We start from the raw sequence: 24,888 nt of genomic DNA, 5'->3' as shown, positions 1-24,888 counted from the left end.
GGCTACAGCCCGAAGATCGACCGGGTGAGCCGGGGCAGCGTCCTGTCGGCGGGCATCGCCTGGGCCAGGCAGTGGCGGGCCCGCTCGACATGCGACTGCAGCCGCTGGCGCGCGGTGGCATGGCCGAGCAGCGAGACGAGGTTCGCCTTGCCCACGTCCTGGTGGCAGTCCTTGCCCAGCGCGGCCGGCTCCATCTCCACGTCGGCCAAGTCGTCGGCCAGCTGGAACGCCTGGCCCAGGTGGCCGGCGGCCTCGCGCATCAGGTCGCGGGTCTTCGGGGTGGCGCCTGCGGCCAGGCCGGCCAGCTCGAAGGCGGCGGCGAACAGGGCGCCGGTCTTCTGCTCGTTGGTGGCGCTGGCCGCATCGGTGGTGCAGGCGGTGCCGGCCTCGTGCAGGTCGCGGTACTGGCCGGTGACCAGGCCGTCGAGCCCGACCGCATCCGACAGCACGCCGACCATCTCGGTGCGCACCAGCGGCGCCACGTGCGGGGCGGTGGCGGTGGTGCGCCAGGCGCAGGCCAGCAGCGCCACGGCGGCGAGCATCGCCACGTCTTCGCCGAAGGCCACATGCACCGTCGGCTGGCCGCGGCGCAGCTGCGCGTCGTCCATGCAGGGCATGTCGTCCAGGAAGAGCGAGGCGGCGTGCACCATCTCCAGCGCGCAGGCCACGTCGACCAGCTTGTCCGGGTCCAGCCCCAGGCCCTTGGCCGAGACCAGCAGCAGCAGGGGGCGCACCCGCTTGCCCGGCGCCAGCGTGCCGTAGCGCATCGCGGCGGCCACCCGGTTCTGGCCATCCGCCGGCAGCAGCGCGGCGAGCCGTTCCTCCACCGTGGCCCGCAATTCGGCCATCAGCAACTCGTCGCCGTCCTCGCGTCGCGCGGTCGCATTCACAGGCGGCAGGGTTCCGAGATTGACGAGCATGGACGTGGTGGCAGGTGCGGCAAAAGCGCTTAGCGTACACACCTTAGCCAAAAAGCGGTTGCGAAGGGTATGCCGGGCACAATCGCGACCACGTCCTACGCTCCGGGTGGACACAATAGCCCTCGCACGCCGCCGGCCCCGCCGGGGCGCAACACCATGCACTTCGCCTTCATCGCCCCTCCCTTCACCAGCCATGTCCGGGCGCTGGAAGCGCTCGCCGCGGTGCTGCTGGCGCGGGGGCACCGGGTCAGCTGGCTGCACCAGGCCGACGTGGGCGGGGTGGTCCGCGACCGGCGCATCGACTTCCACGCCGTAGGCGCGGCCACCCATCCGCCGGGCGGCCTGGCCGCGCTGGTGTCGCGCGCCGCCCGGCCCGGCGGGCCGCTCGGCCTGCGGCGGGTGATCCACGACGTCGCCGCCGGCACCGACATGCTGTGCCGGGAGGCGCCCGCGGTGCTGCAGCGGCTCGGCGTCGATGCGATCGTGGCCGACCAGATGGAGGCCGCCGGCGGCCTGTTGGCGGACGGCCTCGGCATCCCGTTCGTGTCGGTCGCCTGCGCGCTGCCGGTCAACCGCGATCCGCGGGTGCCGCTGCCGGTCATGCCGTGGGGCTACGCGGCCGACGAGCGCGGCGAGCATCTCAACGAAGGCAGCGCGCGGGTCTACGACTGGCTGATGACGCCGCATGCCAAGGTGATCCGCCACCATGCGGCGCGATTCGGCCTGAAAGACCGGCACACGCTGTCGGACTGCCTCTCCACCCGGGCGCAGATCAGCCAGACCACCGCCGGCTTCGAATTTCCCCGCTCCGCGCCGGAGCCGTACTTCCACCACGTCGGCCCGCTGCGCGGCGCACTTGCCGAGGAGCCGCCCCTCGATCTGGCGCTGGACCCGACGCGGCCCTTCGTCTTCGCCTCGCTCGGCACGCTGCAGGGCGGCCGCTACCCGCTGTTCAAGCGCATCGCCCAGGCCTGCCGGGCCGAGGGCCTGCAGCTGCTGGTGGCCCACTGCGACCGGCTGGGGCCGCGCGATGCGGCCGCGCTGCTGCGCCACGGCGCCACCGCGGTCACCGGCTTCGCGCCGCAGCGCTCGGCGCTGGACCGGGCCGACGTGGTGGTGACGCACGCCGGCCTCAACACCGCGCTCGACGCGCTGGAGGCCGGCACCCCGCAACTGGCCCTGCCGATCGCCTTCGACCAGCCGGGCGTGGCCGCGCGCATCGTGCACGCCGGCACCGGGCTGCGGGTGCTGCCGCCGCTGGCGGGCGTCGGCGCGCTGCGGCGCACGCTGCGGAGGCTGCTGGACGAGCCTTCCTTCGGCGAGCGCAGCCGTGCCCTCGGCGACGAGATCGGCGTTTCGGGCGGTGCAGCGCAGGCGGCCGACATCACCGAGGCCGCGCTGGCGCCGCGCTCGGCGGCGGCGTCGCACGAGGCCCGGAGCCCGGCCCATGCCTGAGGCGCCCGTCGCGACCGACCTCGACGCCGACCTGCTCCTGGTCGGCGGTGGCCTGGCCAACGGCCTGATCGCGCGCTGCCTGCGGCTCGCCCATCCGGACCTGCGGGTGCTGCTGCTGGAAGCCCAGCCGACGCTCGGCGGCAACCACACCTGGTCCTTCCATTCCACCGACCTGGGCGCCGCGCAGCGGGCCTGGATCGCACCGCTGGTCACCTACCGCTGGGATGCGCACGACGTGGCCTTTCCCGGCTACCGCCGGCGGCTGCCGGGCGGCTACAACACCGTCACGTCGGAGCGCTTCGACGCCACGCTGCGCGCCGAACTGGGCGATGCGGTGCGCTGCGGCACCCCGGTCGACGCGGTCACGCCCACCACGGTGCGCCTGGCCGGCGGCGGCCTGCTGCGGGCCCGTGCGGTGATCGACGGCCGGGGCCATCCGCCGGCCGCGCACCTGGCGCTCCGCTTCCAGAAATTCCTGGGCCAGGAGCTGCAGCTGGCGGCCCCCCACGGCCTCACCGCGCCGATGCTGATGGACGCCACCGTCGACCAGGTCGACGGCTACCGCTTCGTGTACCTGCTGCCCTTCACCGCCGACACGGTGCTGGTGGAGGACACGGTCTACGCCGACGGCGCCACCCTGTCGCGCGAGCTGCTGCGCGGCCACATCGCCGACTACGCGGCCGCCCAAGGCTGGACGGTGCTGAAGGTGCTGCGCGAGGAGGAGGGCGTGCTGCCGATCGCGCTGGCGGGCGACGCCGAGGCGCTGTGGCGCGGCATGGGCGGCGTGCCGCGGGCCGGCCTGGCCGCGGCGCTGTTCCACCCCACCACCGGCTACTCGCTGCCGCAGGCGGTGCGCCTGGCCGACCGCCTGGCCGCGCTGCCGCGTTCGGCTTTCGACGACTGCCGAACGCTGCAGGCCGCGGTGCAGGCGCACGCGCTCGGCCACTGGCATGCGACCGGCTTCTTCCGCGTGCTCAACCGCATGCTGTTCCTGGCCGCGGCGCCCGCTGCGCGGCGCAAGGTGATGGCGCGCTTCTACCGCCTGCGCGGCCCGCTGATCGCGCGGTTCTATGCCGGCACATCCTCGTGGATGGACAAGACCCGCATCCTGACCGGGCGCCCGCCGGTGCCGCTGGGAGCGGCCCTGCGTGCGGTCCTCTCTCCCGTGCCCTCTGCGCCCTCCGTGCCTCCCCCGCCGCCGCCCGACGGGCCGGCTCCAACCTCTCGCGTGGCACCTCTTCCATGACAACTTCGACAGCATCCCCGCGCACCGCCGCGGTCATCGGCGCCGGTTTCGGCGGCCTGGCGCTCGCGATGCGGCTGCAGGCCGCCGGCGTGCGCACCACCCTCTTCGAGTCCCGCGACAAGCCGGGCGGTCGTGCCTACGTCTACCAGGACCAGGGCTTCACCTTCGACGCGGGGCCGACGGTGATCACCGATCCGTCGGCGCTGGAAGAGCTGTTCGCGCTCACCGGCCGCCGCATGGCCGACTATGTGGAGCTGCTGCCGGTCGCGCCGTTCTACCGCCTCTGCTGGGAAGACGGCACCCACCTCGACTATGCCAACGACCAGGCGGCGCTCGACGCGCAGATCCGGGCACTGTCGCCGCGCGACGTCGAGGGCTACCAGCGTTTCCTGGCCTATTCCCGTGCGGTGTTCGAGGAGGGCTACCGCAAGCTCGGCACCGTGCCCTTCCTGCAGTTCCGCGACATGGTCGCCGCCGGCCCCGCGCTGGTGAAGCTGCAGGCCTGGCGCAGCGTCTACAGCATCGTGTCGAAGTTCATCGAGGACGAGAAGCTGCGGCAGGTCTTCTCGTTCCATTCGCTGCTGGTCGGCGGCAACCCGTTCGAGACCAGCTCGATCTACGCGCTGATCCATGCGCTGGAGCGCGAGTGGGGCGTCTGGTTTCCGCGCGGCGGCACCGGCGCGCTGGTGCAGGGCATGGTGCGCTGCTTCGAGGACATGGGCGGCACGCTGCGCCTGTCGACGCCGGTGGAGCGCATCGAGGTCGAGGCGGGCCGGGTCACCGCGGTCGTGGCCGGCGGGCAGCGCCAGGCCTTCGACCAGGTGGCCTCCAACGCCGACGTGGTCCACACCTACGAGCGGCTGCTGGGCCACACGCCCCGCGGCGCGAGCGAGGCCAGGCGGCTGCGCGGCAAGCGCTTCAGCATGTCGCTCTTCGTGGTGCACTTCGGCCTGTCGCGGCCGCAGCCGCAGCTGCAGCACCACACGGTCTGCTTCGGCGAGCGTTACCAAGAGCTGATCCACGAGATCTTCCACGGCAAGGAAGTCCCGGCCGATTTCTCGCTGTACCTGCACGCCCCCTGCGCCACCGATCCGTCGCTCGCGCCGCCGGGCTGCTCCAGCCACTACGTGCTGGCGCCGGTGCCGCACCTTGGCAACGCCGACGTCGACTGGAGCGTGGAGGGTCCGCGCCTGCGCGACCGCATCTTCGACTACCTGGAGCAGCACTACATCCCCGGCCTGCGCGAGAGCCTGGTCACGTCCCGGATGTTCACGCCCGACGATTTCAAGAGCGAGCTCAACGCCCACCTCGGCTCGGCCTTCTCGCTGGAGCCGGTGCTGACGCAGAGCGCCTGGTTCCGGCCGCACAACCGCGACGCGCAGATCCCCAACCTCTACATCGTCGGCGCCGGCACGCATCCCGGCGCGGGCGTGCCCGGCGTGGTGGGATCGGCCAAGGCCACCGCCGGACTGATGCTGGAGGCGTTGCCATGACGGCAGCCGACGCGGCGGTCGAAGACAAGGTCGTCGCCCACGGGGCCGAGGCGATCCGCGTCGGCTCGCACAGCTTCGCGGCGGCGGCGCGGCTCTTCTCGCCGCCGGTCCGCGAAGGCGCGGTGATGCTCTACGCCTGGTGCCGCCACTGCGACGACGTGGTCGACGGCCAGGTGCTGGGCCACGGGCAGGTCGACGGCGCGCGCGACGACGGCGCCGCCCGCCTGGCCGAGCTGCGGGAGCAGACGCGCCGCGCCTGCGCCGGCCGGCCGGGCGACGATCCGGTGTTCCAGGGCATCGCCGCGGTGGTGCGGCGGCACGGCATCCGGCCGGTGTACCTGGAGCAGCACCTGGACGGTTTCGCGATGGACGTGGCGGGCCACCGCTACACCACGCTCGACGACACGCTGGGCTACTGCTGGCGGGTGGCCGGCGTGGTCGGCGTGATGATGTCCCAGATCATGGGCCGCAGCGAGCCGGCGGTGCTCGACCGGGCCTGCGACCTGGGCATGGCCTTCCAGCTGACCAACATCGCCCGCGACGTGGTCGAGGACGCGGCCATCGGCCGCATCTACCTGCCGGCCGAATGGCTGGCCGCCGAAGGCCTGCCGGCCGATGCGACCCTGGCCGAGCCCCGCTACCGCGCGGCGCTGGCCCGTGTCGCGCAGCGGCTGGTCGATACCGCCGAACCCTACTACGACTCCGCCGCCGCGGGCCTGCCCGCGTTGCCGCTGCGCTCGGCCTGGTCGATCGCCACCGCGCGCAGCGTCTACCGCGCCATCGGCCGCAAGGTGCAGGACCGGGGCGCCGCCGCCTGGGACCGCCGCGCGTCCACCACCGGGACCGAAAAGGCGCTGTGGGTGGCCGCCGCCGCCGCCCAGGCCGTGGCGTCGCGGATGCGCAGCCCGTCGGCGTCGCGCGACGCCGGCCTGTTCCGCCGGCCGGTCTAGCCGCGCAGCGCGGCGTCGGGTTTTCGCTGCTGCTGCTCGGCGCGCAATGCCTGGATGCGGCGGCGCAGTTGCTCGGGCGCCGGCGCCCACAGGAAGCCGAACGACACGCAGCCCTCGCGCCCCTGAACCGCATGGTGCAGCCGGTGGGCCTGGTAGAGCCGCTTGAGGTAGCCGCTGCGCGGCACCCAGCGCCAGGGCCAGCGCTTGTGCACCAGCCCGTCGTGCACGAAGAAGTACAGGGCGCCGTACAGCGTCATGCCCGCGCCGATCCACTGCAGCGGCCAGCGGCCCGCCGTGCCGAGCGCGATCAGCACGATCGCGAAGCCGGCGAACACCACCGCGTACAGGTCGTTCTTCTCGAACCAGCCGTGGGTCCGCTCGTGGTGCGACCGGTGCCAGCCCCAGCCCCAGCCGTGCATCACCCAGCGATGGGCAGCCCAGGCGAAGACCTCCATGCCGACGACGGTGGCGAGGACGATGCCGATCGACACCAGGGTGGTGCGCATGGAGACTCCAGAAATCAGAACAGGGGGGAGGGCGGGCAGCCCCCGGAGTATGCCGCCGCGCCGGTCGCGCGGTGCCGCACCGGCCGGCGCCCGCACCGGCTGCGCGGGATAGGCCCGCTGCACTGCGATAATCCGCGGGTGAAGTCCGCCGGACCGCCGCTGGTGCATGTCTCGAAAGAGCGCACTGGAGGAACGTCCGGACTGCACAGGACAGCGCAGGAGCTAACGGCTCTCCACCGCGAGGTGAGGATCAGAGCAACAGAGACGAGTCTGAGCGGGTACAGGCCACCGAAGGTGTTCTGTGGGTGCCGGCGAAAGCCGGCAGTCGGCTGGCGCAAGCCAGTCGGCCCGGGCGCAAGCCCGGAGCCCACAGCCACCCTGGGCAGGCGGCGCCTGCCCAGGGTGAAACGGGCAATCTCTGCGCGCAGCAACACCAAGTAGGCCAGCGTCGATGTGGTTCCGCAGAGCTGGCGGGTAGGTGGCATCGAGCCGGGTGGGCGACCCCCGGCCCAGAGTAATGGCGGTCACGCCGGGCGACCGCAAGGGCGCCCGGTGCACAGAATCCGGCTTACAGGCGGACTTCACACTTTTTCTTTTTGGCCCTGCGCACGCCCATCGTGCGCAGGACGCCACCGCCAGCGCTCCCCCCACCGCGGCTGGCAGTCGCCACTGTGTTTTCCCCCCTCCAGGGAACCCGCGGAACCGGCTCCGCCGGACCGCCGGGTTCGCCCCCTGAGGGGGAGGCGCCGCAGGCGCATCGGGGGGGAGCTAAAACCTTTCATACGGCATCAGGTACCGCCACTGCCCCGGCTCCAGCCCCGAGAGCGCCATGCGGCCGACGCGGATGCGCTTCATCGCCCGCACCTTCAGCCGCACCGTCTCGCACATCTGCGCCGCCTGGCCCGGCCAGTGGCCCTTCATCGCGAAGCGCAGCCCGGTGGTGCCCTCGCCGCTGCGGCTGATGCTGACCTTGGCGGGCAGCATCGCCCGGCCGTCCACCACCGGCGCGCGGTTGAGCCACTCCAGCGCCTCGGGCGAGACCTCGCCGCCCACCTCGACGATCAGCTCGTGCTCGACGAAAGCGGCTTCCTCCAGCAGCTTGCGCTGGATGCGCGGGTCCTGGGTGAACACGATCAGACCGGATGCGGCCGTCTCCAGCGGCGTCACGCAGACCTGCTGCGCGAAGTGCCGGTGCAGGCCGCGCTCGGTCGACCGGTCCTGCGCCGAGCGGTTGATCGGCTGCAGCAACTGCAACGCCGGGCCCTCCCGGCCGGGCTGGGCGCCGGCCTCGAAGCCGACCGGCTTGTGCATCAGCATCGTCACCGGCAGCGAAGGCCCCGGCCGGGCCTTCGGGTCCACCGCGACCTGCTGCGCCGGGTGCACCCGCTCCTGCGGCACGTCGACCATCACGCCGTCCACCGTCACCCATCCGCCCTCGATCAGCTGCTCGGCCTCGCGGCGGGAGCAGCCGCGCTGGGCGGCCAGGTGTTTGGCGAGGCGGAGGGTTTCGGTCATGGTGGGTACGGCCAGGGAAATCGACAGGCAAAGGACCAGTGTAGGCGCGGAGCGGCCATCCTTTCAGATGCTATTGTTTTTATAGCTCCTGGCCGTTGCTGCTGGCCGGCTAGCGGTCTGTTTCATCCCGAAAATGAAGCCCTGTACCGTTCACCAGTACAAACGACTGACCACGGGGTGATGGGGCCTCGGTATTCATAGATTTGCATAAAGCAGCGGATTTACTAACATCTATGCATGCCACGCCAAAATACCCAGCCTGCCGACTACCCCCAGGCGGTCGTGCGCCAGATCCAGCAGCTCGCACGCAACATCGTCATCGCACGCAGGCGCAGAGGCGAGACTCAGGCCCAGTGGGCGCGGAAGCTGGGGGTGTCGCAGCCGACGATGGCGCGGATCGAGCGGGGCGATCCCGCGGTGGCGATGGCCTCATACGTGATGTGCCTGTGGCTGGTCAACCAGGCGGAGGGCCTGGCGGAGCTGATCGCTCCGCAGCACGACCAGGCCGCCCTGGAACAGGAGGTCGGCAGGGTGCGGCCGGCGCGCAAGGCACCGGCAGCGCGCACTCCTGCGGGCGCTGCGGCATCCGATCGACCGCGGGCGCCCGTGCCCCCCGCACCCGTACCTTCGACCGCGCAAGAAGCATCGGCCCCACCGGTCGCCGTGGTGCGGGAAGAAGCGTCGCCTTGGGCGACACCGGGCCAGGGCCGACCCAATGCCGCAGCCGCGGGCCTGGCCGCGCTGATGCGCAAGACCTCCGACCGCGCGACATGACCGTCCCTGCCTTCATCGACCCGCGCAGCTTCCCGCCCCAGGACCACCTGTATCTCTGGGCGCTGGTGAACCCCGCCGCACCGACGCTGGTGGGCGAGATCGGCCTGTCGCAGCTGGTGGCCGACTGCGCCGTCTTCGCCTACGACCCGGCGTGGTGGCAGTTTCCGCTGAGCGAGGACCTGCCGCTGGGCCACGGCCAGGCATTCACCGCCGGCGAGCGTGGCAGCGCCCCCGGTGCGATCGAAGACGCCCGGCCCGACCGCTGGGGCGAGCGGATCATCCGCCACATCGACCGGCCGGCGCGCCTGTCGATCCTGGAGATGCTGCTCTTCGCCGGGGACGACCGCTTCGGCGCGTTGGGCGTGTCGGTGTCGGCGGACCGTTATCGCCCGCGCGATCTGGGGCCCTACCCCCGCATTGCAGACCTGGCCGCTTTGAGCGCTGCGGTGGAGGACGTGCAGATGCAGGCGCCGCTCACCGCCGACATCCGCCGTCTGGTGCAGCCCGGCGCGACGCTGGGCGGCGCGCGGCCCAAGGCACTGCTGCAGACCGACGACGGGCCCTGCATCGTGAAGTTCGCCGAACTGGACGATGCCGTCGACACGCCGCTGGTCGAGCACGCCACGATGGGCCTGGCCGCGGTGGCGGGGATCGGGGTCGCCGCGACCGGCGTGCTGCCGCTGCCGGCACGCCACGGCCGGGCGCGGCATGCGCTCACCGTGCAGCGCTTCGACCGGATGGGCGGCTACCGGATGCACTGCCTCTCGGCCCGCACCGTCCTGCGTGCCGCGCGGCTGGGCGAGAGCTATGGCGCCCTCGCCACCGTGCTGCTGCGCCTGGGCCACCCGGACCGCCAGGCCGCGATGCGGGAGGAGCTGTTCCGGCGGATGGTCTTCAACATCCTGGTGGACAACACCGACGACCACGAGCGCAACCACAGCCTGCGCCTGGAACTCGACGGCTACCATGCCCTGACACCCGCCTACGACGTGGTGCCCACGCTGCAGAACCTCGGGTACCAGGCGATGTCGGTCGGCACGGCCGGTGCGGCATCCAGCCTGGACAACGCGCTGAGCGAGCTGAGCGAGTTCGGCATCAAGCGCGCACGCGCGCTGGAACTGGTACGGGACGTGGCCCGCACGGTGGACGGGTGGGATGCGCACTTCGCCGCACGGGGCGTCACGCCGGCCGACCGGGAACTGCTGCGCGCCAGCATCGACCGGGACGCGCTCATGGACCAGAGAAAAGCGTTCTGCTGAGCCCTGCGTGGGCGCGCGCTGTCGGATCTTCGGCAAGACCTGGCCGTCCCTCCTCGAAACCGTCACCGCGCCGGCTGCCCCAGCACCCACTCCGCCAGCACCCGCGCCTCCGCCTCGCCGACCTGCGCCTGCCGCGGCATCACCAGGCGGCCCCACTGGCCGACGCTGCCGGTCCGGATGCGGACGGCCAGGCGGGCCAGAGCGGTCGGGTCCTGCCGGTAGCGCTCGGCGATCTGGGCGAAGCCGGGGCCGACCTGACGGTGCACGATGCCGTGGCAGGTCATGCACCCCCGGTCCCGGGCCAGTGCCACCGCCGCGGCGGCCGTCGGCACCTGCGCCGATGCCAAACCGGCGCTACCGACGAGCAGCCCAGCCACCACCCAAGCAAAAGAAGAACGAGACCGCATCCGCCCATTCTGCGCGTTGGACCCGGCTGTCTTCCGCACGCCGCAGAAGGTGTGAAAGAAGCGTAGCGAGCAAGCCCGAGTGTGCATCGAGGACCGGAGCCGTACTCCCGTACGGTGAGGACCGCAGATGCGCAATCGGGCTGCGCAGTAGCTTATTTCACACCTTCGTTCAGAGGATGGGGGTGACGGCTCCGTCCATCGCGAGGATGGCGCCGGTGATGTAGCTGGCCTTGGCCGATGCCAGGAACACCACCGCGTTCGCGATCTCCTCCGGCTCGGCGATGCGGCCGAGCGGCAGGCGGGCGGTGGCGCGCTGCAATGCCTCGTCGGTGCCGATGCCCTGCAGCCGCGCATCGGCGGCCATGCCTTCCTGCAGGCGCTTGGTCATCGTGAGGCCCGGGTTGACCGCGTTCACCCGCACGCCCTTCGGGCCGTAGGCGGCGGCCATGCCGGCGCTGACCAGCATCAGCGCGGCGTTGGCGGCGCCGCCCGGCATGTGGATCGGGCTGGCCACCTTGCCACCGGCGCCGACCACGTTGACGATGGCGCCGCGGCCGCGCCGTCCCATGCGCTTGACCACCGGATCCAGCATGTGGATGTAGCTGAAGTACTTGGCGTCCATCGCCTCGTGCCAGGCGGCGGCGTCCAGTTCGTCGGGCGGTGTGCGGCGGGCGGCGCCGGCGGAATTGACCAGCACGTCGACCGGCCCGAAGGCCTGCTCCGCCGCATCCAGCGCGGCGATGGCCTCCGCGGACTGGCGCAGGTCGGCGGCATGGGTGGCGATGCGGGCTTCGCTGCCCGGCAGCTGCGCCAGCAGCGACTGCCGGCCCGCCTGCAGGTTGGCCGCGTCGCGCGAGACCAGGGTGACCCGCGCGCCTTCGCGCAGGAAGCCCAGCGCGCAGGCCAGGCCGATGCCCTTGCTGCCGCCGGTGACGAGGATGTGGTGGTCGTGGAGCTGCAGGTCCATGGAGGAAGTCCTTCGGGTCGGTTGGGTGGGTTGGGTTGGGCTGGGTAGCGGGAGGCAAGGGAAGCGATGGGCGCGTCTGGGAGAGGAGCGCCGAGCGGAAGCCACACGAGAAAGGCAGCGGGCCGCCCCAGGCCGACCAGGCGCGCCGCGTCGTGGCTACGCCATCGCCCGCAGCCGCTCGACATGCGCCAGCAGCGAGCGCTCGGCCACCGGCCACAGCGCCCGCGGCACGTCGTCGTAGGCATGGGCCAGCCAGTCGTCCAGGCTGCCGTGGGGCAGGGCCTGTACCGCGGCCGAGACCTTCGCCTCGCGTGCCAGCCGGTGGGCCTTCAGCCGGGCGATGGCGCTGTGCGCGTCGTGCAGCACGTGGCCGTGGGCGGGCAGGATGAAGTCGATGCCGAACTCGGCGCAGGCGGCGGTCAGCACGTCGAGCGACTCCAGGTAGTCGCCCATGTGGCCGTCGGGCGGGTCGATGACGGTGGTGCTGCCGTTGAGCACATGGTCGCCCGAGAACAGCAGGCCGTCCTGCGCCAGCACCAGGCACAGGTGGTTGGCGGCATGTCCCGGTGTAAAAATAACGGTCAGATCGTGCCCTGGCCCGCATCCGGTGCCGGCCACCTGCTCTCTATTCGATAGCACGCGGTCGGGCACGAACCGGCTGTGCGCCCGCGCCGTGGGCGCCGAGGGCAGCCCCAGCACCGGCGGTGCCGGCCGGCCGCCCGCCACGCACAGCGCCTGCAGCGGCCAGGCGCCGGGCGCGTGGTCGGGGTGCGAGTGGGTGCAGACGATGGCGCGGATGTCGCCGCCCGCGGCCGCGTGCAGCCGGGCGACGTGGCCCGCGTCGGCGGGGCCCGGGTCGATCGCGACATAGCCGGTGCCCGGCTCGCCGACCAGGTAGCTGTTGGTGCCGGGGCCGGTCATGGGGCCGGGATTGGGCGCGGTCAGGCGCAGCACGTTCTTCAGCAGCGGAACGGCGTGCGCATGCTGCCAGTCCAGCGGATGCGCGATCTGCCCGTCGGGGCAGACCAGGGCCAGCTCGCCGTACGGCGGGTCGCTCTCCATGTAGCGCGCCTCCTGTCCGGCCAGCAGGCCGGCGCGGGGACAGCTGGTCCAGAGCGGCCGGCCGTGCGCGCAGGCGGCCAGCAGCGCGTCGGCGCCTGCGAACGGCGCCAGCCGCTGCAGCGTGCGCACCGTCGGGAAGATCATCGAAAAACCGCCCGCCGCATGGCGCGCCAGCGCATCGGCCGGCCGCACCCAGACCGGCTCGAACTGCTCGGCCTCGTCGGCGACCGGCTCCTGGTCGTCGGGCATGCGGGCGACGAGGAAGGGCACGTCGAAACGCCGCGGCAAATCGCGGTCGGTGATCCAGTGGGCCAGCGGGAAGACGGTGTCGGCCGCCAGCACCAGGCCCGCCGCCGCGCACTGCGCCGCGAAGGGCGCCTGCCGGTCGAGCGCCGCGATATCGGCGGCGCCGGCCGGGCGGCCGTCGGGGTGGCGGGCCAGCAGCACGCCCAGCTCCTCGAAGCTCTCGCGGATCGCGGCGATCGCCTGGGTCAGCTGCAGATCGGCCTGGTCGGCGCGGCGGGCGGCGAGCGGGTGGGCCAGCGCATCGGCCGGGTCGATGCCGCCGCCGGGGAACACGTAGGCGCCGGGCGCGAAGCTGGCGGTGGCCGAGCGGCGGGTCATCAGCACCTCCAGGCCGCCCGGCGTGTCGCGCAGCAGCAGCACGGTGGCGGCGGCGCGGGTGGGGACGGGGGTGCGGGCGGGATGGAGCAGTTGGGAGGGGCGGACCATGCGGCCGATTGTGCGCAGCCGAGGCAGAGGCGCGCATCGCGGGCAACCCGCAGCGGATCGCTCGTTTGCCGCCGAATGGTCGAACGGTAACGAAATCCTCGAAATTCATTACAAAATGCGACAAATTGTGTATTTAGCAGGTTTGGCTTGGTGGCTGTGCCGGCGCAGGCGCTAGGTTTTTCGTGTGATACCTTGTTTTTCTCGTTGTCGACGGCGGTTCCAGGCTGCCATGGGTCCGTGCCGGCGGTCCGTTGCGGCATGGCGGAACGGCTGGTTGACGGGCGTCGTGTTCGCGATGTGCCTGATCTGCGCACCCGCACCCGCACCCGCACATGCGGCAGCGCTGCAGGAACCCCCGTCGATTTCGGTGGAGGCCCTGGGCGACAGCCTGCTGCTCGGCAGCCGGATGCAACTGCTGGAGGATCCTGGGGGGCGTATGGAGCTCTCGGCCGTGCAGCACGCCTCCGGCTGGCGGTCGCACGGGTCGAACGTGTTCGCATTCGGCTTCTCGCAGTCGGTCTGGTGGGCGAGGGTGCTGCTGCGCAACGACGGCGCGGCAGTGCTTTCGCTGATGCTGGAGATCGATTCGCCGCTGCAGGACGAGGTGGATATCCACCTGCTGCGCACGGGCGGACCGGAAGACACCCACGTTTTCACCGGCGACCGCCGGCCCTTCGCCGCGCGCGGCATTGCCACGGTCGTCCCCGCGGTGCCGGTACGGCTGTCACCGGGCGAGTCAGTAGCGGTCTACCTGCGACTCGCGACCCACGACGGGCTGCACGAGCCGATCACGACGCAGCTCTGGACGATGGAGGCGTTCCATACGCACCTGCAGGGCGAGCACCTGGTGATCGGCATGTACTACGGCGCGCTGGTCACCTTGCTGCTCTACAACCTGTTTCTGTTCGCCTCGACCCGACAGCCCAATTTCGGCCTGTATGCGCTGTACGTGGCGGCCTTCCTGCTATGGAGCTTCACCTTCCGCGGCTATGCGTTTCAGTATCTCTGGCCCGAGGCACCGGTGTTCAACAGCCAGGTGCTGCCTATCAGCGTGGCGGCCTGCTTCACCTCGTTCGTCTATTTCATGCTGTCGTACATCGACGCGCGCAGGCAGCTGTCGCGGGGCATCTACCGGGCGGTGATGGTGCTGGCCGTGTTCAATGCGCTGAGCGCGGTGCCGGCGCTGTTCAATCACTATGCCCTGCCGATCGCGCTGTGCATCGTGGCCGACACCGCGCTGATGGGTTTCGCGTTTTTCATGGGGGTCCGGCTGGGTCTTGCGGGCTCGCGGCCGGCGCTCTACCTGCTGCTGGCGTTCTCGATGCTGGCGCTCTCTGTCACGCTGTACTACCTGTCGCTGGCCGGTCTGCTGCCCTCGGTCGGTGGGGTGAAGGACCTTCCCCTGATCGGATCGATGCTCGAGATCCTGCTGCTCGCGTTCGGACTCGCCGACCAGATGAACACGCTCAAGGCCGCCAAGCTGCGGGCCGAGCGACGCGCACTGGCCGCACAGACGGCACTCACCACCGGCCTGGAACGCGAGGTAGCCCAGCGCACCGCGGCGCTGGCGGCCGCCAACCAGCGCCTGGCCGACATGGCGATCACCGACGAACTCACCGGCGCCTTCAACCGCCGCCACTTCAACGCGGTGCTCGCGGCGACGATGGCGCGCCACGCCCGCCTCCGCACGCCGGTGGCCTTCTGCATGGTGGACGTCGACCATTTCAAGCAGTACAACGACCGCTACGGCCACCCCGCCGGCGACCTGGTGCTGCAGGCGGTCAGCCGCGTGGTGCGCGAGCGGCTGGCACGGGCCGGCGACCACTTCTTCCGCATCGGCGGCGAGGAATTCGGCATCCTGATGGACGGCGCGGACACGCTCTCGGCCACCCGGCCCTTCGTCGAGCAGGTGCGCGCGGCGATCGAGGCGCTGGCCCTGCCGCATGCCGCGAGCCCGCACGGCGTGGTCACCGCCAGTTTCGGCCTGGTGCTGCTGGAGACGGGCGACCACCCGATCCGCGGCGAGGAACTGGTGGCGCGGGCCGACCGGTTGCTCTACGACGCCAAGCACGCCGGCCGCAACCGTGTGGTGGCCGAGGTGCTCTAGACTGCGGGGGGCCGGGCACGCGGCACGCTTCGCAACATCCGCGCCTCGCGCGTCAAGAACCGGTAGAGGTGCTTGTCGTCGGCATAGCCGGCGTTGAAGCGCATCCACGGCGTCGGCTGCAGGTCGGTGCGGAACAGGTCGCCGGGTGCCAGCAGAATGCCCTCGCTCACTGCGCGCTGGGTTAGGGCGCGCATGTCGACATGGTCGGCCTCGAAGCGTGCCCACAGGAAAGGACCACCCCAGGGCCGCAGGAACAAATGCATGCCGGCACCCTCGACGCCGTCGCAGACGGCAGCCATCGCGTGGCGCAGCCGTCCGGACAACTGTGCCAGATGGTTGCGGTAGCGGCCCTCGGTCAATACGCCGTGCAGCAGCTTCTCGTTGAGCTCCGAGGTGGTAAGGCCGCCCATCATCTTCTGGAAGATGAGCTTCTCCGAGAACTCCTCGCGCGCGGCGACGAAGCCGACCCGCAGCGCGGGCGACACCGTCTTCGAGAAGCTGCCGACGTGGATCACCCGCTCGAGTCCGCCCAGGCCCGCCAGGCAGGTCGCGCCCGGCGGGTCGAGGCCGGCCATCACGTCGTTGTCGACGATGACGAAATCGTGCTGCTCGGCCAGACGCAGCATCTGGTGGGCGACCGCCGGGGTGCACAGGCTGCCGGTGGGGTTGTGCAGGTTGGTGCTGGTGAAGAACGCCTTGGCCTTGTGGCGCTGCGCCAGCGCCTGCAGCGCTTCCAGGTCGGGGCCGTGGACGGTTCGCTCCACGCCGATCAGCCGCAGGTCCATCGCACGCAGGGTCGCGAAGAGGTTGGTCGAGCCGGGCTCGTCCACCAGCACCGCGTCGCGCGGCTGCAGCAGGCAGCGGGCGATCAGGCCCAGCGCCTGGAAGGCGCCGCTGGTCATGACGATCTGGTGCGGCGGGGCCTCGATGTCGCGCTGCGCCAGCATCACCTGGATCTGCTGGCGCAGCGGCAGGTAGCCGTGCGGCGTGCCGTAGCTGGCGAAGCCCACCGCCGACTTGCGCCCCAGGGCGGCAAGGGCGCGGCGGATGCCGTCGGTGTGCAGCATCTCGGGCGGCACCCAGCCGCAGCCGGCGTTGAGCAGCGTCTTGTCGTCCTCGTAGACATGCTTGAGCAGCCAGTGCGCATCCACCGCGGTGCGGCCGCGGAACGGCATGCGCCGGGCCGCCGTGGCCTTGCGCTGCGCCACGTAGTAGCCGCTGGCGCGGCGCGCCTCGACCAGCCCCTCGGCCACCAGCCGCTGGTAGGCGTTGGTGACGGTCATCGTGCTGACTGCGCACTCCTTGGCCAGGGCCCGCACCGATGGCAGGCGTGCGCCCGGGCCGAAGGCGGAGGAGCCGATCGCGCGGGCGATCGCTTCGTAGAGCTGGCGGACCAGCGGCGTCGGCAGGCGGGGGTCGATCGAGATCATGTCGGGGCGCGCACGTTCGGCGTGCGCCGGTTGCACCACTTCGGGCGGAAAGTTCCAACTGTTCTACAACAGTCCATGCCAACTGTATATACGCATTCGACCGCCGGCATGCGCCAATGAAGACCTCGCCGCAAACCGCGTCGAGCGGTGATCGGGGCGCTGCGGCAGGCCCGGCACCAGCCTTCTCCTCAGCGGAAACATCGTATGCACCTGCAGAACCGGATCCTGTCGAACCCGCGCCGTCGCACGGCGGCTCCCCATGCCGCCCTCCGGCGCTGCCTGGCGGCTGCCGTCGGCATCGTGCTGGCCGCGGCGGCTTCGCATGCCGCGGCCCAGGCCACGACGTTCAAGATCATCCCCACCAGCAACATCACCGTGCTGGACCCGATCTGGACCACCGCCTACGTCACCCGCAACTTCGGCTACATGGTCTACGACACCCTGTTCGCCACCGATGCCGAAGGCCGGATCAAGCCGCAGATGGTGGAGAAGTGGAAGGTTTCTCCGGACAGCAGGACCTGGACCTTCACCCTGCGCGACGGGCTGGAATTCCACGACGGCAAGCCGGTCGCCAGCGAAGACGTCGTCGCCTCCCTCAAGCGCTGGGCCAGCCGCGACACCTTCGGCGCACAGCTCGCGAAAGCCACCGACCGCTACGAGACGCCCGACGCCAGGACCTTCGTCCTGGTGCTGAAGGAGCCGTTCGGCCTGGTGCTGGAGGCGCTCGGCAAACCGTCGTCCAACGTGCCCTTCATCATGCCCAAGCGGATGGCCGACACCCCGGGCGATACCCAGGTAAAGGAATCGGTCGGCTCCGGCCCCTTCGTCTTCGTGGCCGAAGAGTTCAGGCCCGGGGAGCGGGTGGTGTTCCGCAAGAACGCCCGGTACAAGCCCCGTGCCGAGGCGCCGTCGGGAACTGCCGGCGGCAAGCAGGTCTACGTGGACCGGGTCGAGTGGCTCATCATCCGCGATGCCCAGACCCAGATGAACGCCCTGCTCGGCGGCGAGGCCGACCTGCTGGAGCAGCCCGCGTTCGAGCAATACGCCACCCTGCGCAGCAGCCCCGACATCCAACTGGTAGACGCGCAGCCCGCCGGCAGCCAGTTCATGCTGCGCTTCAACTTCCTGCAGCCGCCGTTCGACAGCGAGAAGATCCGCCGCGCGGCGATGCTGGCGCTGGGCCAGGAGGCGATGCTGCGCACCCAGGTCGGCGCGCCGGGCCTGACCCGGTTCTGCCGCAGCATGTTCCCTTGCGGTACCGTCTTCGAATCCGACCAGACGGGCGACTACACCGGCATCGCCAACCCGCAGAAGGCCCGCGCGCTGCTGCAGGAGGCCGGCTACCGGGGCGAGCCGGTGGTGCTGATGCGGCCCAGCGACAACCCCACCATCGGGAAGCTGCCCCTGGTCGCCAAGCAGCAGCTGGAGCAGGCCGGCTTCAAGGTCGACATGCAGTCGATGGACTGGGCAACGCTGGTGGCGCGCCGCGCCAGGAAGGATGCGCCGTCGGCCGGCGGCTGGAACATGTTCATGACCTCCTGGACCGCCTCGGACATCCTCAACCCGGTGACGATGGCGATGATGAACGCCACCGGGGAGAAAGGCTGGTTCGGCTGGCAGAACGATCCGCAGCTCGAATCCCTCAAGACCCAGTTCACCCAGGCCACGACCGACGCCGACAAGAAGAAGCTGGCCCAGGCGGCCCAGCTGCGCGCCTTCGAGACGGTATCCCACGTGCCGCTGGGACAGTACAGCCAGCCGGCCGCGCTGCGCAGGAACATCACCGGCCTGGTCCCGGCGGGTGCCCAGGTGTACTGGAACATCCGCAAGCAGTAGGGCGAGGCCGCGATGCTGACATTCCTGGCCAAGCGACTGCTCGCCACCCTGCCGGTGCTGCTGGTCGTGGCGATCGCGATCTTCATGATCGTGCGGCTCACGCCGGGCGATCCGGCGGCCGTCATCGGCGGCAACAGCGCGACGGGCGAAGACCTCGACCGCATCCGGGCCCAGCTGGGCCTGACCAAGCCGCTCTGGACGCAGTTCCTGATCTGGGCCGGCGGCGTGCTGCAGGGAAATTTCGGCCATTCGTTCTTCCTGAACAAGTCGGTGGTCGAGCTGATCCTGCAGCGGATGGAGCCGACGCTGTCGCTGGCGGGCGGCACGCTGGTGCTGGCGGTCTGCATCGCGCTGCCGCTGGGGACGCTGGCCGCGTGGCGCATGGGGGGCTGGCTCGACCGGGGCGTGATGGCGTTCTCGGTCGCCGGCTTCTCGGTGCCGGTCTTCGTCGTCGGCTACCTGCTGATCTACCTGCTGGCGATGCAGCTGCACTGGTTTCCGGTGCAGGGCTACCGGCGGCTGTCGGGCGGCGTGGGGCCCTGGCTCTACCAGCTGGTGCTGCCCTGCCTGACATTGGCCATCACCTACGTGGCCCTGCTCTCGCGGGTGACGCGCGCGGCGGTGAGCGAGGCGCTGACCGAGGACTACATCCGCACCGCCCGCGCCAAGGGTCTGGGCGAGATGGCGGTGTTGCGGCACCACGCGCTGCGCAACGCCGCGGTGCCGGTGGTGACGGTGATCGGCGTCAGCGCGGCCCTGCTGCTGGGCGGCGTGGTGGTCACCGAGACGGTCTTCGCCATCCCCGGCCTGGGCCAGCTCACGGTGGACGCGGTGCTCAACCGCGACTTCCCGGTGCTGCAGGGCGTGGTGCTGTTCTTTTCGCTGGTCTACGTGGCGGTCAACCTGCTCGTCGACATCAGCTATCTCTTCCTCGACCCGCGCATCCGCTACTGACATGCACACACTCCGCCGTCTCTCCCGCAACGGTGCGGTTCGCACCGGCGCCGTCGCACTGGCGGTGCTCGCGCTGCTCGGCCTCCTGGCGCCGTGGCTGGGCACCTTCGACCCGTCGGCGATGGATTCGGCCTTTGTCTCGGTGCCCGCCGGCACCGCCGGCGAGGTGACCCTGCCCGACGGCGCCCGCCTGGCCCACACCTTCTGGATGGGCAGCGACAGCGTCGGCCGCGACGTCTGGAGCCGGGTGCTCTACGGCACGCGGGTGTCGATGGCCGTCGGCCTGCTGACCGCGGCGGTCGCGGTCGGCTTCGGCTGCCTGCTGGGCATGCTGGCCGGCTACTTCCGCGCCGCCGACGCGGTGCTGATGCGGGTGATGGACGGCCTGATGGCCATCCCCGCGGTGCTGCTCGCCATCACCCTGGTGGCGGTGCTGGGCGCCAGCCTGCCGACGGTGATCCTGGCCATCGCGGTGCCCGAGATTCCACGGGTGACCCGGCTGGTGCGGGCCCTGGTGATGGGCCTGCGCGACGAGCCCTTCGTCGAGGCGGCCCGGGCGCTCGCGACCGGCAACGCGATGATCCTCTGGCGCGACATCCTGCCCAACGCACTGGCCCCGCTGATCGTGCAGGGCACCTTCATCGCGGCGTCGGCCGTGCTGACCGAGGCGATCCTGAGCTTCCTCGGGCTGGGCCTGCCGTCCGACGTACCCACCTGGGGAAACATCATGGCCGAAGGCCGGGTGCAGTTCTCGCAGAACCCGGGCAACGTGCTGTTCCCCGCGCTCTTCCTGGTGCCGACGGTGCTGGCGATCAACATGCTGGGCGACGGGCTGCGCGACGTGCTCGACCCCAAATTCTCCAAGCGCGTCTGAGCGCCTGCCCACCATGACCCTCTCTCCTACTGCGCCCGTCGTGCTGGATGTCCGCGGCCTGCGGGTCGCTTTGCCGGCCGATGCCGATCGGCCCTTCGCGATCGAACGGCTCGACCTGCAGATCCGTGCCGGCCAGACGCTGTGCATCGTCGGCGAATCCGGCTCCGGCAAGTCGGTGCTGGCCACCACCGTCATGGGGCTGCCGTCGAAGGGCCTGTCGGTCGCTGCCGGCTCGATCTGGCTCGGCGGCGAGCCGTTGATGACCGAGAGCGTCTACCTGCCGGCGCGCCGGCTGCGGCAACTGCGCGGTGCCGGCATGGGCATGGTGTTCCAGGAGCCGATGACGGCGCTCAACCCGGTCCTCGGCTGCGGCGAGCAGGTCGACGAGATGCTGCGCACCCATACCGCCGACGGCGCGGCGGCACGCAAGGCGACCATCCTCGCCACCTTCGACCGGGTGCGCCTGCCGGATCCGGCGCGCATCTTCGCCAGCTATCCGCACCAGCTCTCGGGCGGGCAACGTCAGCGCATCGTCATCGCCATGGCGATGATCCTGAGGCCGCGCCTGCTGATCTGCGACGAACCGACCACCGCCCTCGACGTCACCACACAGGCCGAGATCCTGAAGCTCATCGCCGAGTTGCAGCAGGAGCACGCCAGCGCGGTGCTGTTCATCACCCACGACATGGGCGTGGTGGCCGAGATCGCCGACGAGGTGCTGGTGATGCACCGGGGCACGGTGGTCGAGAAGGGGCGGTGCGAGCAGGTGCTGCGCCGCCCGCGCGAGGCCTACACCCGGTTGCTGCTGGATGCGGTGCCCAGCATGACCCCGCCCGCCCCGCGCGCACCCGCGGTCGGCAAGCACCTGCTGGCTGGCGATGCGGTCGGCAAGGTCTACCTGCGCCGCGACTGGCTGGGCCGGGCCAGCCGTAACAGCGCGCTGCAGGGCGCCAGCGTGGCGGTGCGCCGCGGCGAGACCGTCGGCGTCGTGGGGGAGTCGGGCTCCGGAAAATCGACCCTGGCGCGTTGCATGGTCCGGCTGATCGACCCCTCCGAGGGCCGGGTGCTATGGGGCGATACCGAGGTGCAGAGCCTGCCCGAGGGCCGCCTGCGGCCGCTGCGCTCCCGGGTGCAGGTGGTGTTCCAGGATCCCAACCGCTCGCTCAATCCGCGTCGCACCGTCGGCTCGTCGATGGTCGAAGGCGCGATGAATTTCGGGATGGACGCGGCGCAGGCGCGCAAGACCGCCGAAGAGCTGATGGACCGGATCGGGCTTCCGCGCGCGGCGCTTGCGCGCTACCCGCACCAGTTCTCGGGCGGCCAGCGGCAGCGGCTGGCGATCGCCCGCGCCGTGGCCTGCCAGCCGCAGGTGCTGGTGGCCGACGAGGCCGTCTCGGCGCTCGACGTGTCGGTGCAGGCGCAGATCCTCGAACTGCTGCGGGAACTCCAGCGCGATCTTGGCCTGGGCATCCTGTTCATCACCCACGACCTCCGGGTAGCCGCGCAACTGTGCGACCGGGTGGTGGTGATGCAGCAGGGCCGTGTCGTCGAGCAGGGGCCGACGGCCCGCGTCTTCGCCGAACCCGAGCATGCCTACACCCGGCGGCTGCTGTCGGCCGCGCCGCGGGCCGAGCTCGCGACCGGCGCGCCGTGCGCGGCGCCCGCGCTCCCGGTCGCAGCAGCGTGATGCAGGCAGCCCCACCTGCCACCCCGACCTGGCGGGGCCGTTGGCACGCTTGCCGCACCGACCGCGCCTGGCGCGCGGCGTTCGCCGCCGGCTGCCGCGACATCACCGGCGGCGCGCTCGGCTCCAGCGCCATCGGGCTGGTGGTCGGCGTGGCGATGGCCAAGAGCGGCGTCGACCTGCGCCTGGTGCTGGCCATGTCGCTGCTGGTGTTCGCCAGCACCTCGCAGCTGGCAGCGCTGCCGCTGATGGCCGCGGGCGCGCCGCTCTGGCTGATCGTGGCCACCGCCTGCGTGCTGAACCTGCGGTTCATGGTGTTCAGCGCCAACTGGCGGATGTACCTCGGCGGGCACCGGCGCAGCTTCCGGATGCTGCTGGCCTACCTGGCGGGCGACCCGGTGTACGCCCGTTTCGTGCAGCGCTACCCGCGGCCGCCGGCGGGCGGGCGGGCCAGCCGGTCGCAGCTGGGCTACTTCGCGGGCATGGCGCTCACGAACTGGGCCGCGTGGCATGCGTCGTCGCTCGCGGGCATCGTCCTGGCCGACGTGATTCCGGCGGCGTGGGGCCTGCGCTTCGTCGGGGTGCTGGCGCTGCTGGCGCTCGCCTTGCCCGCGCTCACCGACCGTGCGGTATGCCTGTCGGCACTGGTGGCGGCGGCGGTCGCGCTGGGCGCCGCCGGCCTGCCGATGGGCCTCAACATCGTGGCGGCCCTGCTGGCGGCGCTGGCCGCGGGCCTCTGGGCAGACCGCCGCTGGGGCGTTCCGCGATGAGCTGCGGCGAAGCGGTGTACGGCAGCCTGGCGGTACTCGCCCTCCTGCTCGTCACGGTGGGCACCCGCGGCTTCTTTCTGGTGCCCGACAGCGAGCCGCGGCTGCCGCACTGGCTGCGCCGCAGCTTCCGGCATGCGCCCAGCGCAGCGTTGCTGGCCATGGTCGCGCCGGAGGTGCTGCTGTCGCAGGGACACTGGCCCGCCGACTGGCGCGACGCCCGCCTGTTCGCCGTGGCGGCGACGGTCGCGGTATACCTCTGGCGTCGCGACAGCGTGACCGGCTGCATCCTGGCGGGCACCGCGACCTTCCTGGTGCTGCGACTGGGTTTCGGATGGATCTGAAGGTACGCCATGATGGCGGTGCAAGGGAGAAACGAAGATGACGTTGGCGATGGGTTGGAGCGAATGGGCCGGGCTCGACGGCCTGGGTTTGGCGGAACTGGTCCGCAAGGGGGAGGTCACGGCGGCCGAGCTGGCACGCCAGGCGGCGGCCGGCGTGGCGCTGACCGATCCGGCGCTGGACGCGGTGGTCGAGCTGTTCGACGACGCGGTGGCCGATCCGCTCTGCGACGGCATGTCGCCCGACGGTGCCTTCGCCGGCACCCCGTTCTTCCTCAAGGACCTGGGCCCGACGCTCGCGGGCCGGCGGCAGGAGATGGGCTCCCGCATGATGCAGGGCCACCGCGCGGCGCACGACACCTTCCTTGCGACCAGGATGCGGCAGGCCGGCCTCAACATCATCGGCCGCACCACCACGCCCGAGTTCGGCGTCTGCAGCTCGGTCGAGAACACGCTGCACCTGACCCGCAACCCGTGGGACACCGGCTACACCACCTGCGGCTCGTCGGCCGGCACCGCGGCGATGGTCGCGGCCGGCGTGGTGCCGCTGTCGCACGCCACCGACGGGGGCGGCTCGATCCGCATCCCGGCCGGCGTCAACGGCAACATCGGCCTGAAGGTGTCGCGCGGCGTCTTCTCGCTGGCGCCGCACGCGTCCGACCTGACCGGGTTGGTGTCGATCCAGGGCTGTCACAGCCGCACGGTGCGCGACACGGCCGCCTTCGTCGACCACTGCCGCGGCGGCGCGCCCGGCGAGTTCATGCCGTTCTGGACGCCGGCGCAGTCGTACGGTGAACTGATCGCCACCGACCCGCGGCCGCTGCGCATCGCGGTGTCCCACGCCTGGGGCGACTGGCGGGCGGTGCCGCACTTCGTGGCGGAGCTGGAGAAGGCGGGCCGGCTGCTGCAGGGCCTGGGCCACCAGGTCGAGTGGGTGACGCCGCCGGTCGACTTCCGGGCCGCGTTCGCCGCGCAGACCACCTGCTACATCAGCAACTTCGCCCAGGTGATCGAAGGCCACCTGCAGCGGCGCGGCGAAACCCGGCCCGACCCGGACCTGCTGGAGCCGATCAACATCAAGATCTGGGAGGCGGGCCGCGGCGTCTCGTTCGCTGAGCGGGCGGCGATGCAGGCGGTCTTCAACACCACCGCGCGGGCCTTCGGCGACTTCTTCGAATCCTGGGACATCGTCCTCACCCCGATCACCGCGCTTCCCACCCCGAAGGTTGGCACCACCGAGTACCTCACGACCAGCACCAACCCGTCGGTGCACGACTGGTTCGAGAACCTCTGGCGGAACTTCGCCTACACGCCGCTCGCGAACCTGGCCGGCCTGCCGGGCATCTCGCTGCCCCTGGGCACGCAGGAGAGCGGCCTGCCGCTGGGCATCCAGGCGCAGGCGCGGCAGGCGAACGACGGCCTGCTGCTGCAGCTGGCGGCGCAGGTGGAGCGCGCGATCGGCGGCCGCTGGAACGACGGCCGCCGGCCGGCGGTGCACGTGGCGGGGCAGGGCGGCTAGCACCGCTACCCGGCCGGCGGACAGGCGCTGGCCGGGCGCTGCCGGCGCCTGGCCGCCGCGCCGGCCTTTGCGACGTCGGCCCGCCGGACC

At 71.5% G+C, this 24,888-nt stretch carries 21 protein-coding genes and 1 other RNA gene; 15 read left to right on the top strand and 7 right to left on the bottom strand.

The features are described from left to right. Positions 1-2: 2 nt before the first annotated feature. Positions 3-920 carry a polyprenyl synthetase family protein gene (locus tag ASE76_RS14190; RefSeq protein ID WP_201781870.1) on the bottom strand — a complete coding sequence of 306 codons (918 nt, stop codon included), beginning with the start codon at positions 918-920 and terminating at the stop codon, positions 3-5. 156 nt (positions 921-1,076) lie between these two features. Here ASE76_RS14190 and ASE76_RS14185 point away from each other — a divergent pair, with 156 nt between their 5' ends. Genes ASE76_RS14185 through ASE76_RS14170 form a run of 4 tightly spaced genes read left to right on the top strand, consistent with a single transcriptional unit; the run spans position 1,077 to position 6,064 of the window. Beyond that, a complete protein-coding gene (locus ASE76_RS14185) occupies positions 1,077-2,375 on the top strand; it encodes a nucleotide disphospho-sugar-binding domain-containing protein (RefSeq protein ID WP_055840633.1) in 1,299 nt (432 codons plus the stop codon). After that, a complete protein-coding gene (gene crtY, locus ASE76_RS14180) occupies positions 2,368-3,621 on the top strand; it encodes a lycopene beta-cyclase CrtY (RefSeq protein ID WP_082448546.1) in 1,254 nt (417 codons plus the stop codon). The genes ASE76_RS14185 and crtY overlap by 8 nt, the downstream gene beginning before the upstream one ends. After that, complete coding sequence (locus ASE76_RS14175) at positions 3,618-5,114, top strand: phytoene desaturase (RefSeq protein ID WP_055840630.1); 1,497 nt, start codon at positions 3,618-3,620, stop codon at positions 5,112-5,114. The genes crtY and ASE76_RS14175 overlap by 4 nt, the downstream gene beginning before the upstream one ends. After that, positions 5,111-6,064, top strand: a complete 954-nt coding sequence (locus ASE76_RS14170; protein ID WP_055840627.1) for a phytoene/squalene synthase family protein — start codon at positions 5,111-5,113, stop codon at positions 6,062-6,064. Before ASE76_RS14175 ends, ASE76_RS14170 begins: the two co-directional genes overlap by 4 nt. Here ASE76_RS14170 and ASE76_RS14165 read toward each other — a convergent pair. Further along, on the bottom strand, positions 6,061-6,570 hold the full coding sequence (locus ASE76_RS14165; protein WP_055840624.1) for a sterol desaturase family protein: 510 nt from the start codon (positions 6,568-6,570) through the stop codon (positions 6,061-6,063). The two genes, ASE76_RS14170 and ASE76_RS14165, sit on opposite strands and share 4 nt — an antisense overlap. A 140-nt stretch (positions 6,571-6,710) precedes the next feature. Here ASE76_RS14165 and rnpB point away from each other — a divergent pair. Further along, positions 6,711-7,157, top strand: an RNA gene (rnpB, locus tag ASE76_RS15595) — RNase P RNA component class A. Positions 7,158-7,338: 181 nt separating this feature from the next. Here rnpB and ASE76_RS14160 read toward each other — a convergent pair. Continuing rightward, positions 7,339-8,085 (bottom strand): RNA pseudouridine synthase, encoded by a 747-nt coding sequence (locus ASE76_RS14160; RefSeq protein ID WP_055840620.1) that lies wholly within the window; start codon positions 8,083-8,085, stop codon positions 7,339-7,341. 237 nt (positions 8,086-8,322) lie between these two features. On the opposite strand from ASE76_RS14160, the gene ASE76_RS14155 reads away from it, so the two are divergent. Then, entirely contained in the window at positions 8,323-8,859 is a 537-nt protein-coding gene (locus tag ASE76_RS14155) for a helix-turn-helix transcriptional regulator (protein WP_055840617.1), read from the top strand. Next, entirely contained in the window at positions 8,856-10,118 is a 1,263-nt protein-coding gene (locus tag ASE76_RS14150; protein WP_055840614.1) for a type II toxin-antitoxin system HipA family toxin, read from the top strand. Before ASE76_RS14155 ends, ASE76_RS14150 begins: the two co-directional genes overlap by 4 nt. Before the next feature lie 62 nt (positions 10,119-10,180). Here ASE76_RS14150 and ASE76_RS14145 read toward each other — a convergent pair whose 3' ends face one another. The 3 genes from ASE76_RS14145 to ASE76_RS14135 all read right to left on the bottom strand — a co-directional run bounded on the left by ASE76_RS14145 (position 10,181) and on the right by ASE76_RS14135 (position 13,286). Next, on the bottom strand, positions 10,181-10,495 hold the full coding sequence (locus tag ASE76_RS14145) for a c-type cytochrome (protein WP_369793413.1): 315 nt from the start codon (positions 10,493-10,495) through the stop codon (positions 10,181-10,183). Between the two features lie 199 nt (positions 10,496-10,694). After that, positions 10,695-11,492, bottom strand: a complete 798-nt coding sequence (locus tag ASE76_RS14140) for an SDR family oxidoreductase (protein WP_055840611.1) — start codon at positions 11,490-11,492, stop codon at positions 10,695-10,697. Between the two features lie 156 nt (positions 11,493-11,648). After that, positions 11,649-13,286, bottom strand: a complete 1,638-nt coding sequence (locus ASE76_RS14135; protein WP_055840609.1) for an MBL fold metallo-hydrolase — start codon at positions 13,284-13,286, stop codon at positions 11,649-11,651. A gap of 274 nt (positions 13,287-13,560) precedes the next feature. Between ASE76_RS14135 and ASE76_RS14130 the strand changes: the two genes are divergently transcribed. Then, positions 13,561-15,393 (top strand): diguanylate cyclase, encoded by a 1,833-nt coding sequence (locus tag ASE76_RS14130; protein ID WP_168389262.1) that lies wholly within the window; start codon positions 13,561-13,563, stop codon positions 15,391-15,393. Here ASE76_RS14130 and ASE76_RS14125 read toward each other — a convergent pair. After that, entirely contained in the window at positions 15,390-16,823 is a 1,434-nt protein-coding gene (locus ASE76_RS14125; protein WP_055841381.1) for a PLP-dependent aminotransferase family protein, read from the bottom strand. The genes ASE76_RS14130 and ASE76_RS14125 overlap by 4 nt on opposite strands. A 204-nt stretch (positions 16,824-17,027) precedes the next feature. On the opposite strand from ASE76_RS14125, the gene ASE76_RS14120 reads away from it, so the two are divergent. From ASE76_RS14120 to ASE76_RS14090, 7 genes are read left to right on the top strand one after another with little or no spacing between them, the layout of a single operon-like run. Beyond that, entirely contained in the window at positions 17,028-18,659 is a 1,632-nt protein-coding gene (locus tag ASE76_RS14120) for an ABC transporter substrate-binding protein (RefSeq protein WP_055840603.1), read from the top strand. A gap of 12 nt (positions 18,660-18,671) precedes the next feature. After that, a complete protein-coding gene (locus ASE76_RS14115; RefSeq protein ID WP_055840601.1) occupies positions 18,672-19,613 on the top strand; it encodes an ABC transporter permease in 942 nt (313 codons plus the stop codon). Position 19,614: 1 nt separating this feature from the next. After that, positions 19,615-20,487 carry an ABC transporter permease gene (locus ASE76_RS14110; protein WP_055840598.1) on the top strand — a complete coding sequence of 291 codons (873 nt, stop codon included), beginning with the start codon at positions 19,615-19,617 and terminating at the stop codon, positions 20,485-20,487. Between the two features lie 13 nt (positions 20,488-20,500). After that, the gene (locus ASE76_RS14105; protein WP_055840595.1) at positions 20,501-22,174 is read left to right on the top strand and encodes an ABC transporter ATP-binding protein; all 1,674 of its coding nucleotides are present in this window, start codon (positions 20,501-20,503) and stop codon (positions 22,172-22,174) included. Then, positions 22,174-22,941 carry an AzlC family ABC transporter permease gene (locus tag ASE76_RS20135; protein ID WP_156362787.1) on the top strand — a complete coding sequence of 256 codons (768 nt, stop codon included), beginning with the start codon at positions 22,174-22,176 and terminating at the stop codon, positions 22,939-22,941. The genes ASE76_RS14105 and ASE76_RS20135 overlap by 1 nt, the downstream gene beginning before the upstream one ends. Beyond that, positions 22,938-23,282, top strand: a complete 345-nt coding sequence (locus tag ASE76_RS20700) for an AzlD domain-containing protein (protein ID WP_055840592.1) — start codon at positions 22,938-22,940, stop codon at positions 23,280-23,282. Before ASE76_RS20135 ends, ASE76_RS20700 begins: the two co-directional genes overlap by 4 nt. Before the next feature lie 37 nt (positions 23,283-23,319). Beyond that, positions 23,320-24,798 (top strand): amidase, encoded by a 1,479-nt coding sequence (locus ASE76_RS14090; RefSeq protein ID WP_055840589.1) that lies wholly within the window; start codon positions 23,320-23,322, stop codon positions 24,796-24,798. Positions 24,799-24,888: the final 90 nt, after the last annotated feature.

The sequence above is a fragment of the Xylophilus sp. Leaf220 genome (genome assembly GCF_001421705.1).
In the GTDB taxonomy this organism is placed as follows: Bacteria; Pseudomonadota; Gammaproteobacteria; order Burkholderiales; family Burkholderiaceae_C; genus Xylophilus.
This window is presented reverse-complemented; position numbering and strand designations above follow the sequence as displayed.

Coding starts and splice junctions, on each gene's coding strand:
- ASE76_RS14190 (WP_201781870.1), bottom strand. CDS start 920: ATGCTCGTCAATCTCGGAACCCTGCCGCCTGTGAATGCGACCGCGCGA.
- ASE76_RS14185 (WP_055840633.1), top strand. CDS start 1,077: ATGCACTTCGCCTTCATCGCCCCTCCCTTCACCAGCCATGTCCGGGCG.
- crtY (WP_082448546.1), top strand. CDS start 2,368: ATGCCTGAGGCGCCCGTCGCGACCGACCTCGACGCCGACCTGCTCCTG.
- ASE76_RS14175 (WP_055840630.1), top strand. CDS start 3,618: ATGACAACTTCGACAGCATCCCCGCGCACCGCCGCGGTCATCGGCGCC.
- ASE76_RS14170 (WP_055840627.1), top strand. CDS start 5,111: ATGACGGCAGCCGACGCGGCGGTCGAAGACAAGGTCGTCGCCCACGGG.
- ASE76_RS14165 (WP_055840624.1), bottom strand. CDS start 6,570: ATGCGCACCACCCTGGTGTCGATCGGCATCGTCCTCGCCACCGTCGTC.
- ASE76_RS14160 (WP_055840620.1), bottom strand. CDS start 8,085: ATGACCGAAACCCTCCGCCTCGCCAAACACCTGGCCGCCCAGCGCGGC.
- ASE76_RS14155 (WP_055840617.1), top strand. CDS start 8,323: ATGCCACGCCAAAATACCCAGCCTGCCGACTACCCCCAGGCGGTCGTG.
- ASE76_RS14150 (WP_055840614.1), top strand. CDS start 8,856: ATGACCGTCCCTGCCTTCATCGACCCGCGCAGCTTCCCGCCCCAGGAC.
- ASE76_RS14140 (WP_055840611.1), bottom strand. CDS start 11,492: ATGGACCTGCAGCTCCACGACCACCACATCCTCGTCACCGGCGGCAGC.
- ASE76_RS14135 (WP_055840609.1), bottom strand. CDS start 13,286: ATGGTCCGCCCCTCCCAACTGCTCCATCCCGCCCGCACCCCCGTCCCC.
- ASE76_RS14125 (WP_055841381.1), bottom strand. CDS start 16,823: ATGATCTCGATCGACCCCCGCCTGCCGACGCCGCTGGTCCGCCAGCTC.
- ASE76_RS14120 (WP_055840603.1), top strand. CDS start 17,028: ATGCACCTGCAGAACCGGATCCTGTCGAACCCGCGCCGTCGCACGGCG.
- ASE76_RS14115 (WP_055840601.1), top strand. CDS start 18,672: ATGCTGACATTCCTGGCCAAGCGACTGCTCGCCACCCTGCCGGTGCTG.
- ASE76_RS14110 (WP_055840598.1), top strand. CDS start 19,615: ATGCACACACTCCGCCGTCTCTCCCGCAACGGTGCGGTTCGCACCGGC.
- ASE76_RS14105 (WP_055840595.1), top strand. CDS start 20,501: ATGACCCTCTCTCCTACTGCGCCCGTCGTGCTGGATGTCCGCGGCCTG.
- ASE76_RS20135 (WP_156362787.1), top strand. CDS start 22,174: ATGCAGGCAGCCCCACCTGCCACCCCGACCTGGCGGGGCCGTTGGCAC.
- ASE76_RS20700 (WP_055840592.1), top strand. CDS start 22,938: ATGAGCTGCGGCGAAGCGGTGTACGGCAGCCTGGCGGTACTCGCCCTC.
- ASE76_RS14090 (WP_055840589.1), top strand. CDS start 23,320: ATGACGTTGGCGATGGGTTGGAGCGAATGGGCCGGGCTCGACGGCCTG.